At 38.4% G+C, this 16,856-nt stretch carries 16 protein-coding genes and 2 other annotated features; of the genes, 14 read left to right on the top strand and 2 right to left on the bottom strand.

What is annotated here, in order from left to right:
- The gene (locus LD272_RS13710; RefSeq protein ID WP_226037181.1) at window positions 1-750 is read right to left on the bottom strand and encodes a MurR/RpiR family transcriptional regulator; all 750 of its coding nucleotides are present in this window, start codon (window positions 748-750) and stop codon (window positions 1-3) included.
- 781 nt (window positions 751-1,531) lie between these two features.
- On the opposite strand from LD272_RS13710, the gene LD272_RS13705 reads away from it, so the two are divergent.
- The 3 genes from LD272_RS13705 to LD272_RS13695 all read left to right on the top strand — a co-directional run bounded on the left by LD272_RS13705 (window position 1,532) and on the right by LD272_RS13695 (window position 5,981).
- The gene (locus LD272_RS13705) at window positions 1,532-3,106 is read left to right on the top strand and encodes a bifunctional metallophosphatase/5'-nucleotidase (protein WP_226037180.1); all 1,575 of its coding nucleotides are present in this window, start codon (window positions 1,532-1,534) and stop codon (window positions 3,104-3,106) included.
- A 145-nt stretch (window positions 3,107-3,251) separates the two neighbouring features.
- A complete protein-coding gene (locus tag LD272_RS13700; protein WP_226037179.1) occupies window positions 3,252-4,943 on the top strand; it encodes a catalase in 1,692 nt (563 codons plus the stop codon).
- Between the two features lie 279 nt (window positions 4,944-5,222).
- Window positions 5,223-5,981, top strand: a complete 759-nt coding sequence (locus LD272_RS13695; RefSeq protein WP_226037178.1) for a 3D domain-containing protein — start codon at window positions 5,223-5,225, stop codon at window positions 5,979-5,981.
- Between the two features lie 142 nt (window positions 5,982-6,123).
- Here the strand turns inward: LD272_RS13695 and LD272_RS13690 are convergent, their stop codons facing one another.
- Window positions 6,124-6,264 (bottom strand): hypothetical protein, encoded by a 141-nt coding sequence (locus tag LD272_RS13690; protein ID WP_226037177.1) that lies wholly within the window; start codon window positions 6,262-6,264, stop codon window positions 6,124-6,126.
- A gap of 140 nt (window positions 6,265-6,404) precedes the next feature.
- Here LD272_RS13690 and LD272_RS13685 point away from each other — a divergent pair, with 140 nt between their 5' ends.
- The 11 genes from LD272_RS13685 (at window position 6,405) to trpA (ending at window position 16,483) form a co-directional block, all read left to right on the top strand.
- A complete protein-coding gene (locus LD272_RS13685; RefSeq protein ID WP_226037176.1) occupies window positions 6,405-6,950 on the top strand; it encodes a 3-dehydroquinate synthase II domain-containing protein in 546 nt (181 codons plus the stop codon).
- A gap of 78 nt (window positions 6,951-7,028) precedes the next feature.
- On the top strand, window positions 7,029-8,138 hold the full coding sequence (locus LD272_RS13680) for a DEAD/DEAH box helicase (RefSeq protein WP_226037175.1): 1,110 nt from the start codon (window positions 7,029-7,031) through the stop codon (window positions 8,136-8,138).
- A 20-nt stretch (window positions 8,139-8,158) separates the two neighbouring features.
- Window positions 8,159-8,659: a C40 family peptidase gene (locus LD272_RS13675; protein ID WP_226037174.1), complete on the top strand. Its 501-nt coding sequence runs from the start codon at window positions 8,159-8,161 to the stop codon at window positions 8,657-8,659.
- A gap of 19 nt (window positions 8,660-8,678) precedes the next feature.
- Window positions 8,679-9,425, top strand: a complete 747-nt coding sequence (locus LD272_RS13670; RefSeq protein WP_226037173.1) for a metallophosphoesterase family protein — start codon at window positions 8,679-8,681, stop codon at window positions 9,423-9,425.
- Window positions 9,426-9,517: 92 nt separating this feature from the next.
- Window positions 9,518-9,767 (top strand) — a binding site (T-box leader).
- 35 nt (window positions 9,768-9,802) lie between these two features.
- Window positions 9,803-10,033: a binding site (T-box leader), on the top strand.
- 69 nt (window positions 10,034-10,102) lie between these two features.
- On the top strand, window positions 10,103-11,503 hold the full coding sequence (gene trpE / locus LD272_RS13665) for an anthranilate synthase component I (RefSeq protein ID WP_226037172.1): 1,401 nt from the start codon (window positions 10,103-10,105) through the stop codon (window positions 11,501-11,503).
- Window positions 11,484-12,083 carry an anthranilate synthase component II gene (locus tag LD272_RS13660; protein WP_226037171.1) on the top strand — a complete coding sequence of 200 codons (600 nt, stop codon included), beginning with the start codon at window positions 11,484-11,486 and terminating at the stop codon, window positions 12,081-12,083. Before trpE ends, LD272_RS13660 begins: the two co-directional genes overlap by 20 nt.
- The gene (gene trpD / locus LD272_RS13655) at window positions 12,067-13,089 is read left to right on the top strand and encodes an anthranilate phosphoribosyltransferase (protein ID WP_226037170.1); all 1,023 of its coding nucleotides are present in this window, start codon (window positions 12,067-12,069) and stop codon (window positions 13,087-13,089) included. The genes LD272_RS13660 and trpD overlap by 17 nt, the downstream gene beginning before the upstream one ends.
- Window positions 13,090-13,091: 2 nt before the next feature.
- Window positions 13,092-13,865 (top strand): indole-3-glycerol phosphate synthase TrpC, encoded by a 774-nt coding sequence (gene trpC / locus LD272_RS13650; RefSeq protein ID WP_226037169.1) that lies wholly within the window; start codon window positions 13,092-13,094, stop codon window positions 13,863-13,865.
- A gap of 14 nt (window positions 13,866-13,879) precedes the next feature.
- Complete coding sequence (locus LD272_RS13645) at window positions 13,880-14,494, top strand: phosphoribosylanthranilate isomerase (protein WP_226037168.1); 615 nt, start codon at window positions 13,880-13,882, stop codon at window positions 14,492-14,494.
- Window positions 14,491-15,696: a tryptophan synthase subunit beta gene (trpB, locus tag LD272_RS13640; protein ID WP_226037167.1), complete on the top strand. Its 1,206-nt coding sequence runs from the start codon at window positions 14,491-14,493 to the stop codon at window positions 15,694-15,696. Before LD272_RS13645 ends, trpB begins: the two co-directional genes overlap by 4 nt.
- Window positions 15,689-16,483 carry a tryptophan synthase subunit alpha gene (trpA, locus tag LD272_RS13635; protein ID WP_226037166.1) on the top strand — a complete coding sequence of 265 codons (795 nt, stop codon included), beginning with the start codon at window positions 15,689-15,691 and terminating at the stop codon, window positions 16,481-16,483. Before trpB ends, trpA begins: the two co-directional genes overlap by 8 nt.
- The last annotated feature ends 373 nt before the right edge of the window (window positions 16,484-16,856 follow it).

Below are 16,856 nucleotides of genomic sequence, written 5' to 3'. Positions count from 1 at the left end.
TTACTTTTGTTCTTCGTAATCATTTTCCATTATAGTATAGGTAGCTTTAGCAAGGCTTTCTAGTAGGTATAGAACTGGAATCTGTGTCGTTAGGTTTATATCTTCAACGTATTCAGTTGTAATATAGTACGATAGATTATAGTCAGATATTTTTGCTAATGAACAATCGGAATGATTGGTAATACTAACAATTGTGCTACCTTCTTGTTTGAACTGATTAACCTGACTTAACGTAGTTGGAGTTTCGCCTGAGACAGAAAGGACAACAGTGATACTATCTTTTAGATACTGACCATGAATCGGCAGAAAGGGATCTTTAATATACAAGGCGAATTTCTTTAATCCCGAAAAATAACGCGAGCCATATTCTGCGAGGATACCTGAGCTACCAACTCCAATAAAAACAACGCTTTTAGCATTAGCTACAACGGAAGCTATTTTCTTTATTTTTTCGTCATAGTCATGTGTAAGTGTCCGTTCTAAAAACTCTGTCACAGTGCTTTTTGTATTAGAAATTGCATTAGAATTTTTATTTTTCTTCAAGTAAAGTTTTAATTTAACCTTGAATTCAGAAAAACCTTCACAGCCTATGTTTCTGCAAAATCGTAGAATGGTAGTGGTCGATACATGAGTCTCCTCTGCCAAATCACGTATTCGCATGTAAATGATTTTATCTTCATTATTAATAATATAATTGTAAAGTTCATATTCCAGTTCTGAAAAACCGGAGATTTGTTCACTAGTAAACATATTGTTCCTCATTTCAACCATTATTTAATAGTTTTTTGGTTCTTTAAACTAATTATACCAATTGCACTCCCTTCATTTTATCACAGACGAGCTGTTTAATAATCATGAGCATGCTCAGTCAAATAATAGCTAAACTATAGAAGAGCGAGAAATTTTAAAACCGAGCTGTTTTCGGGACACCGAGGTTACTCGTACCGCCGAACATATTTGGTGACTACGACGTAACTGCTGAGTTGATTTCCATTTATATTCTTTTAAGATGAGAGCTATGTCAGCGCTGCAGCAATACACTTCGCTTTCCGCGGGTGGCTGCTGAGCCTCCTCATGCTGCGCGACTTTGGAGTCTCATCTTCCCGGAATGCGCACTCACCCCGGATATATTCTCACTCATCTTCCCGGAATGCGCACTCACCCCGGATATATTCTCACTCGGCGTCCCGGAATGCGCACTCATCCCGGATTTATTCTCACTCATCTTCCCGGAATGCGCACTCACACTGGATATATTCTCACTCGGCGTCCCGGAATGCGCACTCACCCCGGATTTATTCTCACTCGGCGTCCCGGAATGCGCACTCAACCTGGATTTATTCTCACTCAGCGTCCCAGAATGCGCGCTCAACCTGGATTTTTTCTCACTCAGAGGCACTCGATTCAATTAGAGTGGAACTAAAAAGATACGTCGTTGTTTCTATTAACTTCGAAACACTTACCTAAGCCTAAGCAAAAAAGAATCGTGATACAATTAATGGAGTATTTTCACTTTTAGGAGGAAAAAGCGATGGATAATAGTAACAAAACCGATATTTCATTGTTAGTAACAAGTGATATTCATGGATATATCTATCCAACTAACTATAGTGATCATGACGACAGAAACTTTGGACTCGCCAAGCTATCTACACTTATTAAACAAAAAAGACAAAAAGACAATCTACTACTATTGGATAATGGCGATTTAATTCAGGGAAGTCCATTAACATTTTATCATGCTAAATATCAGTCAACTACTGCAAATCCACTGATAAAGGTTGCAAACGAATTGGGTTATCTTGCATCTGTGTTCGGAAACCATGAATTTAATTATGGTCAGGAGTATTTGCAAAATGTGATAAACCAGTCTGAATTCCCGTGGCTTTCAGCGAATATAGTCAATCAAAATGACGGCAAACCAGCCTTTGGCAAACCTTATATCATACATAAAGTTAAAAATATATCTATTGCTATTTTAGGAATAACAACCCACTATATACCAAATTGGGAGGACCCAAAACATATCAAAGGATTAGTCTTTCAAGATGCTCTTGAATCGACAAAGGGCTGGGTCAAGCATATCCATGAAAACGAGCAACCAGATGTAGTCGTCGTTTCGTATCATGGTGGCTTCGAGCGGGACATCCAATCTGGTGAACCAACAGAAGAATTAACTGGTGAGAATCAAGGTTATCAAATTTGTATGGAGGTTGAAGGTATTGATGTGTTAGTAACAGGCCATCAACACCGTGCACTCGCGAATAAAATTAATGGTGTAACAATCGTTCAACCTAGTAATAACGGACAATTATTAGGTCAAGTAGACATAGAAGTAGAAAAAAGAAAAAATGAATGTGTTAAACGAATTAATTGCTCGTTAATTGAGATTGACGATTCGGTCAAAGTTGATAAACAGGTAGTTGATTTGGTGAAAGAGTATGAGGAAGCTACACAGGTTTGGCTCGACAAGCCAATTGGTAAGATAAATGGAGACATGACAATTAGTAATCCGTTTTCTATTCGTCTACAAGACAATCCGTTGATTGAGTTTATTAATAAGATTCAGATGGATATTGCGAATGTGGACATCTCTAATACGTCGTTGTTCAACAACACATCACCAGGCTTCAAATCGAATGTAACGATGCGAGATATTGTCTCCAATTATATTTATCCAAACACATTGAAGGTAATTCGTATCTCAGGTTCAGACATTAAACAAGCATTAGAACAGTCTGCAAGTTATTTTATTATCAATGCAGATGGCCAAATAGATGTCAATTCAGCCTTTATCAATCCGAAACCCCAACATTATAATTATGATATGTGGGAAGGTATTGAGTATGAGCTGAAGATCACAAACCCGATTGGTGAGCGAGTGACTAAGCTAAACTACCAAGGTGAGCCAATTGATTATAATCAGGATTACCATGTAGTGATGAATAATTATCGTGCTGGTGGCGGCGGTAACTTTAAAATGTATCAAGGAAAACCTGTTGTACAAGATATCCCGACTGATATGACAGAGTTAATTGCTAATTACATTTTAAATAGAAAAACGATCGAGGCAACATGTAATCACAATTGGAAAGTAGTTAGATAAACATCAATCGTAACAAATCATGATTGATTCAACTGATATGTAGTAAGGAAAATGTGGATTTCCCAGTACAAAAAGTTCTAATTCTGAATAAAATTCCCCTCCTAGACAAATAGTAATTAGGAATATTTGTCTTAGGAGGGATTTTTTGAATAAAGATGAGAATAAAAAGGAAAATGGACCAGGTGGGGCAAATGATAAACGTTTTGCGGCGGATGAAAATGAGAAAACATTAACGAATCGACAAGGACACCCAATTCGAAATAATCAAAACGTGCGTACTGTAGGTAATAGAGGACCGTCGACACTAGAGAACTATGAGTTTTTAGAAAAAATTTCACATTTCGACCGCGAACGAATTCCAGAACGTGTTGTCCACGCTCGGGGAGCAGGGGCTCATGGTTATTTTGAAACATATGGCAAGGTAGGAGAAGAGCCGGTTGAGAAATATACCCGTGCAAAAGTGTTTTCAGGTGCTGGTAAAAAGACGCCTGTTTTGGTTCGTTTTTCTACTGTGACACATGGGAATTCTTCCCCAGAAACAGCTAGAGATCCTCGTGGATTTGCGGTTAAATTTTATACGGATGATGGAAATTGGGATTTAGTCGGCAACAATTTAAAAATTTTCTTTATCCGCGATGCGATAAAATTTCCGGACCTTATCCATGCGTTTAAGCCCGACCCAGTAACAAACGTTCAAGACGGTGAGCGAATTTTTGACTTTATTAGTAATACTCCTGAAGCGATTCACATGATTACTTTCTTATTTTCACCATGGGGAATTCCAGCTAACTATCGCCAGATGCAAGGATCAGGGGTGAATACATACCGTTGGGTAAATAAAGAAGGGGAAGCAGTTATCGTTAAGTACCACTGGGAGCCAATGAAACAAGGAATTAAGAATTTAACACAGGCAGATGCAAATAAGATTCAAGCAGAAAATTTTAGCCATGCAACCCAAGATTTGTATGAGGCAATTGAAGAAGGCAACTATCCAGAGTGGGAACTTTCTGTGCAAATCATGGAGGATAAAGAGCACCCTGAGTTGGACTTTGATCCATTAGATGATACAAAACTTTGGCCAATGGATGAATTCCCGTTTTTAAAAGTTGGGAAGATGGTGCTTAATAAAAACCCGGAAAACTATTTTAATGAAATTGAACAAGCGGCATTTGGTACGGGAGTGCTTGTTGATGGACTAGATTTTTCGGATGATAAGATGCTACAAGGTCGTACCTATTCGTATTCGGATACCCAGCGTTACAGAGTGGGAGCTAACTATTTACAATTGCCAATCAACGCAGCGAAAAAACATATTGCTACTAATCAAGAAGGTGGGCAGATGTCTTATAACGTAGACCGACCAGATTCTGCTAATCCTCATATTAACTATGAGCCGTCAACAATCGATGGTTTAAGTGAAACAAAAGCAAGAGGCAATTATTTTCAGCCTTATGTCGAGGGATATTTAACTCGTGAATCAATTGACAAGAAGAATGACTTTCTCCAAGCCGGTGAAACATACCGCAACCATCAGGACTGGGAACGAGATGATTTAATCAATAACTTAGTAAATACATTAAAACCCTGTGATCCAAGAATTCAACAAAAGATGGTGGATATGTTTACAGAATGTGATGAAGATTATGGACGACGAGTCGCTGAAGGTTTAAAGATGGATATGAATCACGGTGGCTCGATGGATACCGAGCATAGTGAAGAAATTACTCCAACAAAAGGAAAACTACCTAAACATGGTGGTTCACCGATGGGAAGTACAGGTGCAGCGGATGCTGTTCAAGAGGCAGAAGAAAAAGGACGAGATGGAAAACCTTATTAGTATCTGAGTTAGGATGGGACTTTGTTCCATCCTTTTTTCTTGTTTTACATGGTTATGCTAAAACCTAAATTAGCCTGAACTTAGTCTTTTTAATAAAAGAAAATTCAGAAATTTAACGAAAGTATGTATAAATCTAGTGAATGTTGCCCCACAATGACAAATATGACAGTCTAACGTAGTTTGGTAACCTTTGTAATAGATTTTTAATTCGTCTGTAACCACAAGGGTGCGGACGCTATGTTAGGATTGAGCTTGTGAGAAAATAAGGAGGGAAAACAGATGAAAAAAACAGTTGTATCACTTGCTATGAGTGTTGCTATAGTCGGTATGGCTGCATTACCAGCATCTGCGAAAGAGTATGAAGTAGTAAAAGGTGATAGTCTCTGGCAGATTGGCCAAGAGCATCAGATTTCTGTAAATCATATCAAAAAAACAAACCAATTAGACACAGACATAATATACCCTGAGCAAATGCTACAGTTAGATATAGAAGAACAATATGTAGTAGAAAAAGGAGACACGCTAAGCGAAATTGCGCTTGATTATCAGGTTAAGGTTGATGACTTGAAGGATTGGAATGAACTAACATCAGACTTAATTTTGATTGGACAAGAGTTAACAATTAAATCAGACGTGTCTACTGTCAATGTAGAAGAGAATCAACAAAAAGAGGAAACTGTGGAACAAGACGTAAAAGTCAAAGAAGCTGATAAGGTCGAAACAAAAGCGGAGACAACTGAAACTAGTAATCAACAACTTACTATGACCGCAACAGCCTATACTGCTGAATGCACAGGTTGTTCAGGAGTCACCGCAACTGGTATTGACTTAAATAATGATCGAGATAAAAAAGTAATAGCAGTTGATCCGAGTGTGATTCCACTAGGTACTAAGGTTCACGTCGAAGGTTATGGCGAGGCAATTGCTGGTGACGTAGGCGGAGCGATTAAGGGAAATAAAATTGATATTCACGTTCCAACTAAAGATGAAGCATTTCAATGGGGCGTAAAGTCAGTTCAAGTAACAATACTAGATTAATATAAAAAGCGGAAGCAATTTTTTATTGCTTCCGCTTTTGTTCTTGCTAGGAAATTATGAAATTGGTTTCGGGTGGATAATTAATTCCTAAGATAGCCACATCCAGCTCCGGCGCCTACGCTTTTGTTCTTTACAATCTATTTTATTGCAAAACTTGCATATTATTATCGGAAGGTTGCTGTTGCTCAATTTTAATATCATCGGTATCTGAAGCTGTTACAAATCCTACAAAGCTAAAACTAGTAATTAAAAGAAGAAATAAAATCACCAATAACTTCCTCATATATCTTTCCTCCTGTTTGGCAAATCTGTTTCTATTGTATATGATATGGACTATCATTTACTATAGTAATTATTAGGAAATTTTAAAAAATAACGTTTTTTTCTCTGTTATAGTATAGATTGTATTCTTGGAGGGATAAAGTGAAACATCAATTAGTAGAAGCGGAGGTAAAATCAGTCGAACCAATCGGTGAAGGTTCCCGGGTTTGTATCGATTTTATCGATCAGTTAAATTCAGATGAAGGTATATTGGTAGGAAACACAGGAAACGGATATATTGCTGTTTTATCTGAAAATAGAACGACAGAAACATATCCAGCTAGACCATTTCGAGTTAACTGCGGTGCGCTTCATCAATACTTATATCTAGGTGATGGGAAAACAACATACTTATCGGAAGTTAAGCCTGGCTTAGAAGTTCTTGTACTGAAAAATGGACAAACGAGAAAGGTGGCCGTTGGGAGAGTTAAAATTGAGAAAAGACAATTTCTTCGTGTCGTTTGTCACTATCAAGGAACGGAAATTTCTGCTACACTACAGGATTCCGATAGTGTACATATTTTAACGGCTGAGCAATCGGAAAAATCAATTGATAATCTTAAGGTCGGTGATTCTATCCTTTGTTATCCAGACCAACCTGGTCGTCATCTAGGTGAATCAATTGAAGAAGAAATAAGCGAGTTTTAGTATAATATAATAGCAGGGGCAATTTCTGCTAAAACTAGGTAACACTAAAACGAAAAGCGATAGAAAGCGGTGGAATAATTGTCCAACTTTACTTCCTTAGGAGTAACAACAGAATTAAGTGAAATTTTAAAGTCAGACGGAATCATAGAGCCTTCACCTATACAAGAAAAAACAATACCGGAAATTCTCACGAAAAGTGACGTCATTGCCCAAGCACAAACAGGTACAGGCAAAACGTTAGCCTTCTTATTACCAATTCTGGCAATGATTGATCCTGAGAAAAATAATGTCCAAGCCTTAGTACTAACTCCTACTCGTGAGCTTGCTTTGCAGATTACAGCAGAGTTAAACAAATTGACTAAAACCAATGAGGATATACGCACGCTAGCGGTTTACGGTGGTCAGGACATCGAAGGTCAATTAAAGAAACTGAAAAGGAATGTTCAGATTGTGATTGCGACACCAGGAAGGTTACTTGATCACATTCGAAGAGGGACAATAGATTTAGGTCGTCTGTCTACATTTGTATTAGATGAAGCAGACCAAATGTTACACATGGGATTTTTGCCAGAGGTAGAAACAATTATGGATGAATTGCCTTCCGAAAGACAAACATTGCTGTTCTCTGCAACAATGCCTAAGGAAGTGAAAGATCTTGCTAAAAACTATCTAAATAAACCAAAAGACATTCGTGTTAAAGGGAAAAATATAACTGTTGACGAAGTGAACCAAGTAGTAATAGAAACAACGGATCGCGAGAAACAAGCCAAGCTAATGGCTACACTTGATGAATACAGACCGTTTTTAGCGATTATCTTCTGTCGTACGAAAAGAAGAACAATGACGTTGAATCAAGCATTACAAAAAAATGGTTATTTAGCAGATGAATTACATGGCGATCTATCCCAATCGAAACGAGAAAAAGCAATGAAACGATTTCGGATGATGAAAACCCAGTACTTGGTCGCAACAGATGTTGCTGCTAGAGGAATTGATGTTGAAGGTGTGACGCATGTCATTAATTATGATATACCTGAAGATGTTGAAAGCTACATTCACCGAATTGGTAGAACTGGCCGGGCGGGTGATGATGGTATGGCGATTACTTTTGTAGCGCCGAAAGATAGTCAGTATTTGAAGATCATTGAAAAGGGAATTGATCGAAAAATTGAACGTAAAGAAATGTAAAAGCAGTCAGGTGAAAATTTATGGATCATTCAACAACAGATAATAAAAATTATAAAAGAAATACCTATCCCCAGACCAATCAAGTGATAACTGCTGGGGATATTCTCTATTCTTCAAAAGGCTGGTCGACCTTTCTGGTTGGCCATGTCGGAATAGTTGGGCCTGATTTAGCAGTCCATCACTCTCATCCAAGAGGTGGTTTCACAGATTCTCTCAAAGCATACTTATCCAGACATAAGTTTGGCGGAGTAATGACAGTCTACCGTCCTAGAAAAGGTGCGGAACATGCAGCTATTTGGGCAAGTGAAAATATTGAGATTGTTAATAAATATATTTTTCATCCTTATTTAGATAATATAGCCTCCAATTATTGCTCGAAGTTTATCTGGCAAGCATTTTGGTTTTCACAATCAGTAGATATTACTAGCAGACGTTTATCAGGTAAAAGTAAGAATTTTGTTTATCCAATGAATATTAAAGCTTCTTGGAATCTAGAAGAAATTGCACGGATAAAGTTATAGACTAGTGGAGGGAAGTTCGATGAGATTTGCTGTAATCACTGATGTTCACGGTAACGCACCGGCACTACAATCGGTTCTAGCAGAGATTGATAATCGTGGAGATATTGATCATATTTATTGTTTGGGAGATATGATTGCTATTGGTCCAGATACAAACCAAGTACTAGAAATTCTATTTGCTAGAACGGATTTATCGATGATAACAGGCAACCACGATGAAGCAGTGCTTGCGCTAGTAAATGAACAAGAATATCCAAGAAGCCACTTGCATATTTATCCACACCACGATTGGATCGCAAGCCGAATTGATAAAGCCTATATCTCGAAATTAGCTACACTACCGCGCTTTATAAACAAAACAGTTAATAACAAGTCACTATTTTTTATTCATTATCATATCGAAAAGAGAAAGATAAATAAACATATTAGTGATGACCCCTTTAGTACGATAGTCGAACCATCACTGGAAAATATGGAAAAGCTATTTACAAAAAGTAATCAACAATTAATTTGCTTTGGCCATCATCATCCTGTCCATCACTTTTCAAATAACCAATCAATATTCTTAAACCCTGGCTCGTTAGGATGTCATGATCAACCAACAGCACGTTTCGGGACGGTTACTATTGATGGTGATGATATCAAAGTTAACCTCCATCAAATTGCTTATGATAACAATGATTTTTTAAAGTCCTATAATAAGTTAAAAGTGCCTGAGCGTCAGTTTATCTTAGATGTTTTCCATGGTAATCAACCAATCAATTAGTTAATTGAAGTTTTAGAAAATTTAAAATTTATTGCGTTTTAGCATTGACAAACGAATACGTGCATATTATGATAATAACCAATATCAAATACGTTATGGCGAAGATGAAGAATAGTAGTTCTTAACAACTCTAAAGAGAGCTGGTGGTTGCTGTGAACCAGTGAGGGGTTATGAATGAATGGACTTTTGAGCCTCCAAACCGAACTTTTAAAGACAACAGTAGGCTTTGGCGAAACGCCTCATCGTTACAAGAGGCAGGTATTAAGTATATTTACTTGATACTGCTAAAGTGAGCTGTTCTGCAGCTATTAAGGTGGTACCACGGGTTTCCTCGTCCTTTTCGGATGTGGAGCTTTTTTTGTATCTAAAATAATAAATTCAAATCGATGATTTAAGATTAGTATGCCAATTGATTCATTCTAGAGAGCCGGTGGTGCTGGAAAACCGGTATGATAAATAGGCAGAATGGACTTATGAGAGGTCTCCTGAAATGAAGTAGCTTAAGCTATTTAGTAAGGAGAAACGGATTCCCACCGTTACCGGGCTAAAGTGGAAGGGAAATTCCCTTCAATTAGTGGTGGTACCGCGGTAAAATATCCGTCCCCTATAAACGCATGTTCATGCGTTTATAGGGGATTTTTTAATACTTAAATGAAATGGTAAAGGAGACTAGAACAATGCCATCGGTCAATTACAAAAGTATTCAACTAAATGGAGATGTCTTAACTCCAATATCTGTGTTTAACCGGGTTAAAGGGAATAAGAAATTTTTGTTAGAAAGCTCTGCGAATAGTGGGGAGAAGGGTCGTTATTCTTTCATCGGTGTAAATCCATTTAAAGAAGTGATTGGTGATGGTAACCAGACAACAATTATCAACGTTAAAGAGGGTACTGAAGAAGTAGAGCAGGGCAAGCCGTTGGATATTTTGAAGAAGCATCTTCCACAGCACGAATTACCATTACCATTTGCCTTTTACGGTGGTGCAGTTGGGTATATCGGTTATGACGCGATCCGTCAATACGAAGACATTGGTGAACTCAACGATGATGAAATTGAAATGCCGGAAATTCATTTAATGTTCTATCAAGATGTAATTGTTTTTGATCACCTAAAGCAAGCTGTCTCGTTAATTGTTATTAATTTGGATGGTGAACGAACGGATCAGGAATTAGAAAATAGCTTAGAAGCGATGAAGGTAGATTTATTGGCTGATCAAAATCAAGAAAGGCATTCACCTATCGATGTTACTTTTAAACCTTCAATCAACAAGCAAACGTTTATGGAAATGGTTGAGACGGCGAAACAACAGATAACGGATGGAGATATTTTTCAAGTTGTTCTTTCGCAACGAATGAAAGCAAGCTTTGATGTCGATCCATTCACTTTTTACCGAAGCTTGCGCAGAGCCAACCCATCACCATATATGTTTTATTTAGATTTCGACGACTATATTGTACTAGGAGCCTCGCCAGAAAGTTTGATTAAAACGGATGGCAAACAGGTATTCACAAACCCAATTGCGGGTACTAGGCCAAGAGGAAAAACAAATGAGGAAGATATCGAGCTAGCAGATGATTTACTTGCTGATGAGAAAGAGCTTGCTGAGCATAAAATGCTAGTTGATCTAAGTAGAAACGATCTTGGTCGTGTTTGCGAAATAGGGAGTATTACGATTCCAAAGTACATGGCAATCGGAAGATATCAACATGTTATGCACATCGTGTCTGAAGTACAAGGAACCTTAACGAGTGACTATAGCGGGGTAGATGCACTGATATCAACATTGCCAGCTGGAACAGTATCCGGTGCCCCGAAAATACGAGCGATGCAAATTATTAATAAATTAGAAAACAAAAAACGTGGTGTCTATGCAGGGGCTGTCGGTTACATCAATATCAACGGTGATGTTGACCTTGCTTTAGCGATACGTACACTAGTTATCAAAGATAAGCATGCCTATGTGCAAGCAGGAGCGGGTGTTGTTTATGATTCAGACCCCGCATCGGAGTATCAAGAAACACTAAATAAAGCGAAGTCTTTATTGGAGGTTAATACAAATGATTTTGTTAATCGATAATTACGACTCATTCACATATAACTTGTACCAATATGTTTCTGAATTAGGTAAACAAGTAAAGGTATTTCGAAATGATCGAATCACCATTGATGAAATTAACGACCTGAATCCAGAAGCGATTATCTTATCGCCTGGTCCAGGAACACCAACACAAGCGGGCATTTGTATTGACGTTGTTAAACAGCTTTCAGAGGAAATTCCAATTCTAGGAATATGCTTAGGCCACCAAGCAATTGGTGCAGCATTTGGCGCAGAGATTATTCATGCCAAGCAAATAAAGCATGGGAAAACGTCGCAATTAAACCACCAAGATGACAAAGTTTTTAAAGGTTTAGCACAATCTCTAGAAGTGATGAGATACCATTCGCTCTCGATAAAAAGAAATACAGTCCCAGATGAATTAGAGATAACCGCAGTAGCAATCGATGATGATGAAATCATGGCCATTAAACATAAACAATTACCTATCTATGGATTGCAGTTTCATCCTGAATCAATCGGAACAAAAGAAGGAAAAACAATTCTTAATAATTTTTTTATGGAGATTAAAAAGGAGAGATCATATGAGACAATATCTTGATAAGGTTACTAACCATCAAGCGCTGAGTGTCGATGAAATGGAGCAAGCGACGAGAATGATGTTTGCTGAAGGTACCTCAGATACAGAAATAGGCGCCTTTTTAACGGGTTTGAAGGTTAAAGGGGAAAGTGCTGATGAAATCACAGGTTTAGTAAATGTTATTCGTGAAAAATCATTAACTTTACCAAAGGGTCTAATTGATGTGATGGACAATTGTGGAACTGGCGGGGATGGTTCACAAAGCTTTAATATTAGTACTACATCAGCATTTGTCATTGCTGGTGCAGGATTAACTGTTGCAAAACACGGGAACCGTAGTGTCTCTAGTAAAACAGGGAGTGCTGACGTATTAGAACATCTTGGTGTTTCCTTGACGCTCTCGAGCGAGCAAACCCATCATATTTTAAAAGAAAATGGAATTGCCTTTTTATTTGCACCAAATGTGCATCCAGCCATGAAGCGTATGATGAAGGTAAGAACGGATTTAAAAATACCAACGATATTTAACTTAATAGGGCCACTTACTAACCCAGTAGAACTTAGCACACAGCTTTTAGGAATCTATCGTCGTGATATGTTAGAACGAATGGCAAGCGTACTCCACAAGCTTGGTAGAAAGAGAGCATTAATTCTTAATGGTGCAGGATACATGGATGAAGCATCTTTAGCAGGGGAAAATCACCTCGTCCTACTAGAAAGAGGAGAGTTAATCCAGTTTACTTTAACACCTGAGGATGTAGGTTTGCCTACTTACGATAATGAGAAAATTAAAGGTGGAGATTCGAAACAGAATGCAGATATTCTTCATGCTGTATTAAAGGGAGAAAAAGGTCCTTTCCGTGATACCGTCATATTTAATGCAGGACTTGGAATTTTTGCGAATGGAAAAGCGAAAACTGTCCAGGAAGGTGTTGCAATTGCTAAAGAAAGCATTGATTCTGGGGCAGCGTTACTAAAATTAGAGAAATTAGTTGATTATAGCAATCAGGTAAAACAAGGGGTGTAATCATGACGATACTAGATGATATATTAACAGAAAAAAAGAAGGAAGTAGCTAGACTTAAAGAAACGTATCAACCCGGAAAGTATCAAGCAATTTATCAAAAAAGATCGCTGTATGAAACCTTTATGACATCAAATCGAATGAATATTATTGCTGAAATTAAACGGGCATCACCATCGAAAGGAATTATAAATGAAGGTGTTAACCCTAGCATTCAGGCAAGCGATTATCAGGAGTATGGAGCTCAAGCGATATCTGTTTTAACCGATAACCCCTTTTTTAAAGGAACAATGGAAGATTTGCAAGCAGTTAGAAAAGCAGTTGAGATCCCAATATTAAATAAGGATTTTATCATCGATGAAATACAAATTGATCGTGCTAGTGATTACGGAGCAAGTGTTATTTTACTAATCGCAGCAGCCTTGCCGAAAGAAAGATTAAAAGAATTATATAATTATGCCAGAAGCTTGGATCTAGAGATCTTATTTGAAGTACACAACAGTGAGGAATTGCAAGTTGCAAAAGATATAGGTGCCCAAATTATCGGCGTTAACAATCGAAATTTAAAAACATTTGAGGTTGACCTAGCAATTACTGAACAGCTTGCACAAGAAATAACTGACCCAGATGTACTATTAATTAGCGAAAGTGGCTTCCGAACAACTGCTGACGTTGAACGGATTAAGAAATCCGGTGTCAAAGGGATTTTGGTTGGGGAAACCATGATGCGATCTGGAGATTTAAAACAAACATTTGAGCAGTTACGAATTCCGTTTTAGGGAGAGTAAAGACAATGAAGGTAAAGATATGTGGTATCACAACAGAAGCGGCGGCACAACAAGCTGTTCAATCAGGGGCAGATTTCATCGGTTTTGTGTTTGCCGATAGTAAACGAAAAATAGATGGCCGAGACGCTAAAAGGATTGCTGAAACTATCCCTGCTACTGTTAAAAAAGTTGGTGTATTCGTTAACGAACAGGCGCAGAAAGTCAATCAACTGGCAGATGATGTAGGCCTTGACTATGTGCAATTACACGGTGATGAAACCCCTGAATTTTGCAAACAAATTAGCTATCCAATCATTAAAGCTTTTCAAATAACATCATCGAGTGATCTAGAAAAGTTAGTGAATTATAGTTGTGATTATTATTTACTTGATAGTCCTGCCGGTAAATATCGGGGTGGAAACGGTGAAACATTTAATTGGAACTTAGTAAAGGACCTACCAAACATCGGTCAAAAGGTAATTCTTGCAGGTGGGCTACATGTAGATAATATCAGGCAGGCGATAACAGAAGTTGGTCCTGATGGTGTCGATGTATCTAGTGGTGTTGAGACAGAAGGAATAAAGGATCTAGAAAAAATAGCAACTTTTATTACTGAGGCGAAGAAAGGTGATATAAATTGAAAACATACCAGCAACCAAGTAGTCAGGGGCATTATGGGTCATTTGGCGGAAGGTTTGTACCTGAAACATTAATGCCAGCCGTTATCGAACTTGAAAATGCCTATAAAAAAGCAATGGACGATCCAGAGTTTATTAAAGAGTTGGATTATTATTTTAAACAGTATGTAGGAAGAGAGACTCCTCTTTATTATGCGGAAAGATTTTCAAAACAGCTCGGTGGGCCAAAGATTTATCTGAAAAGAGAAGATCTTAATCACACTGGGGCACACAAGATAAATAATGCAGTAGGCCAAGCGCTGTTAACCGTTCGAATGGGTAAGAAGAAAGTGGTGGCCGAGACTGGAGCAGGTCAACACGGCGTTGCGACTGCGACTGTTTGTGCGTTGTTAGGATTAGAATGTGTTATTTTTATGGGGAAAGAAGATATCCGAAGACAAAAGCTTAATGTATTTCGCATGGAACTGCTCGGAGCGAGAGTTGAGAGCGTTGACCAAGGGAGTGGCACACTAAAGGATGCTGTTAATGAGGCACTGCGCTACTGGGTCAGTAACGTAGAGGATACCCATTATATTATTGGTTCTGTCGTTGGACCACACCCTTTCCCGCAAATAGTTAGGGATTTCCAAAGTGTAATCGGCATCGAAACGAAAAAGCAAGTGTTAGATCAAGAAGGAAAATTACCGGATGCTGTTGTTGCGTGTATTGGTGGAGGAAGTAATTCGATGGGAATGTTTTATCCATTTGTTGATGATAAAGAAGTGAAGCTTTATGGTGTAGAGGCCGGTGGTTCTGGAATAGAGTCTGGCAAGCATGCAGCTACATTAACGGATGGTAAAGCAGGGATTCTGCATGGCACGATGACTTACTTGCTTCAGGATGTAAACGGACAGATTCAGGAAGCTCACTCAATCTCAGCTGGACTAGACTATCCTGGTGTTGGACCTGAACACAGTCATCTAAAAGAGGTTGACCGAGTTATTTATGATTCAATTACAGATGAAGAAGCAATCGAAGCTTTGCAGGTGTTGTCGAAAACGGAAGGAATCATTCCTGCTCTTGAAAGTGCACACGCGATTGCCTATACGATGAAACTAGCTGATCAAATGGATCCTAATCAACTACTTGTTGTTTGTTTATCAGGTCGCGGTGATAAGGATGTAGAGACGGTAAGAGATGCACTTGGAGGTGAATCGAATGGGTAAAAAGAAAATGAGTCAAGCATTCGATCGTGTATTATCAAACGGCAATAAAGCATTTGTTCCCTATATTATGGCGGGTGACGGTGGTTTAGAAAATTTAGAGGAACAGCTGAATTTCTTAGAAGATAGTGGAGCGACTGTTGTTGAGTTAGGGATTCCATTTTCGGATCCTGTCGCAGATGGACCGACAATTCAGGCTGCAGGTCTTCGGGCACTAGAAAATGGTGTGAGTTTAAGGTCAGTGTTAGAAGAGTTGAAAAAATTTAAGGGTAGTCGAGATATACCTGTCGTTTTGATGACCTATATCAATCCAATCTATGCCTATGGAGTCACCGAATTTGCTAAGGCTTGTGATGAGGCAGGAGTTGATGGACTTATTATTCCAGACTTACCACTTGAAGAAGAAAACATTATTGTTGATGACTTGAAACAGTATGATATCGCCCTAATCCGTTTGGCTGCATTAACAAGTCCAAAAGAGCGTTTGGTAGAAATAGCAAAACGAACGGAAGGATTTCTATATGCGGTAACTGTTACTGGCACGACTGGAGCGAGAACTTCATTTAAAGAAAATCTAGCACAGCATTTAAGTGAGTTGAAAGATATTTGTGAGGTTCCTATATTAGCAGGATTTGGCGTATCGACACCTGAGCATGTAGAGGAACTAACGAAAAGCTGTGACGGAGTTGTCGTTGGCAGCAGAATCGTTGATCTTTTGCATAAGGTTGACAGGGAAACGATTTATCAATTGATCCAATCCGCGAAGCTTTCGGAAAAAACAAAATCATAAAAACTAGAAGAGTGTAGGAAATTTTCCTACACTCTGTTTATTACCTCTTCCATTTGTTTAAGGTGATGAAGATCATGAGTGGAACTGCGGTTACTAGTCTCACCGAGAATAGTTGTTGCTTTTGACATGAAAGATGTAAAGTGCGCTACAGTTGCCGGCCCAAAATTAACCAAGTATTCCAGTCGGAGGCAAGTTGCCAACGACTACTATAAAGGCGAATAAGTGCGAGTTTGGGGCGAATCTTTGCTCTTTCTTTTAAGCCCCCTTATTCCTTTGGACACCTAAATCGATTAAGAGTAGAATGATTTTAATAAAAAATCAATCGATAAAGGTGGTGATAAGATGCCAAGAGAAGCAGAAATCATTGAGGATT

This window comes from Aquibacillus saliphilus (assembly GCF_020404745.1).
Lineage (GTDB): Bacteria > Bacillota > Bacilli > Bacillales > Amphibacillaceae > Aquibacillus > Aquibacillus saliphilus.
This window is presented reverse-complemented; position numbering and strand designations above follow the sequence as displayed.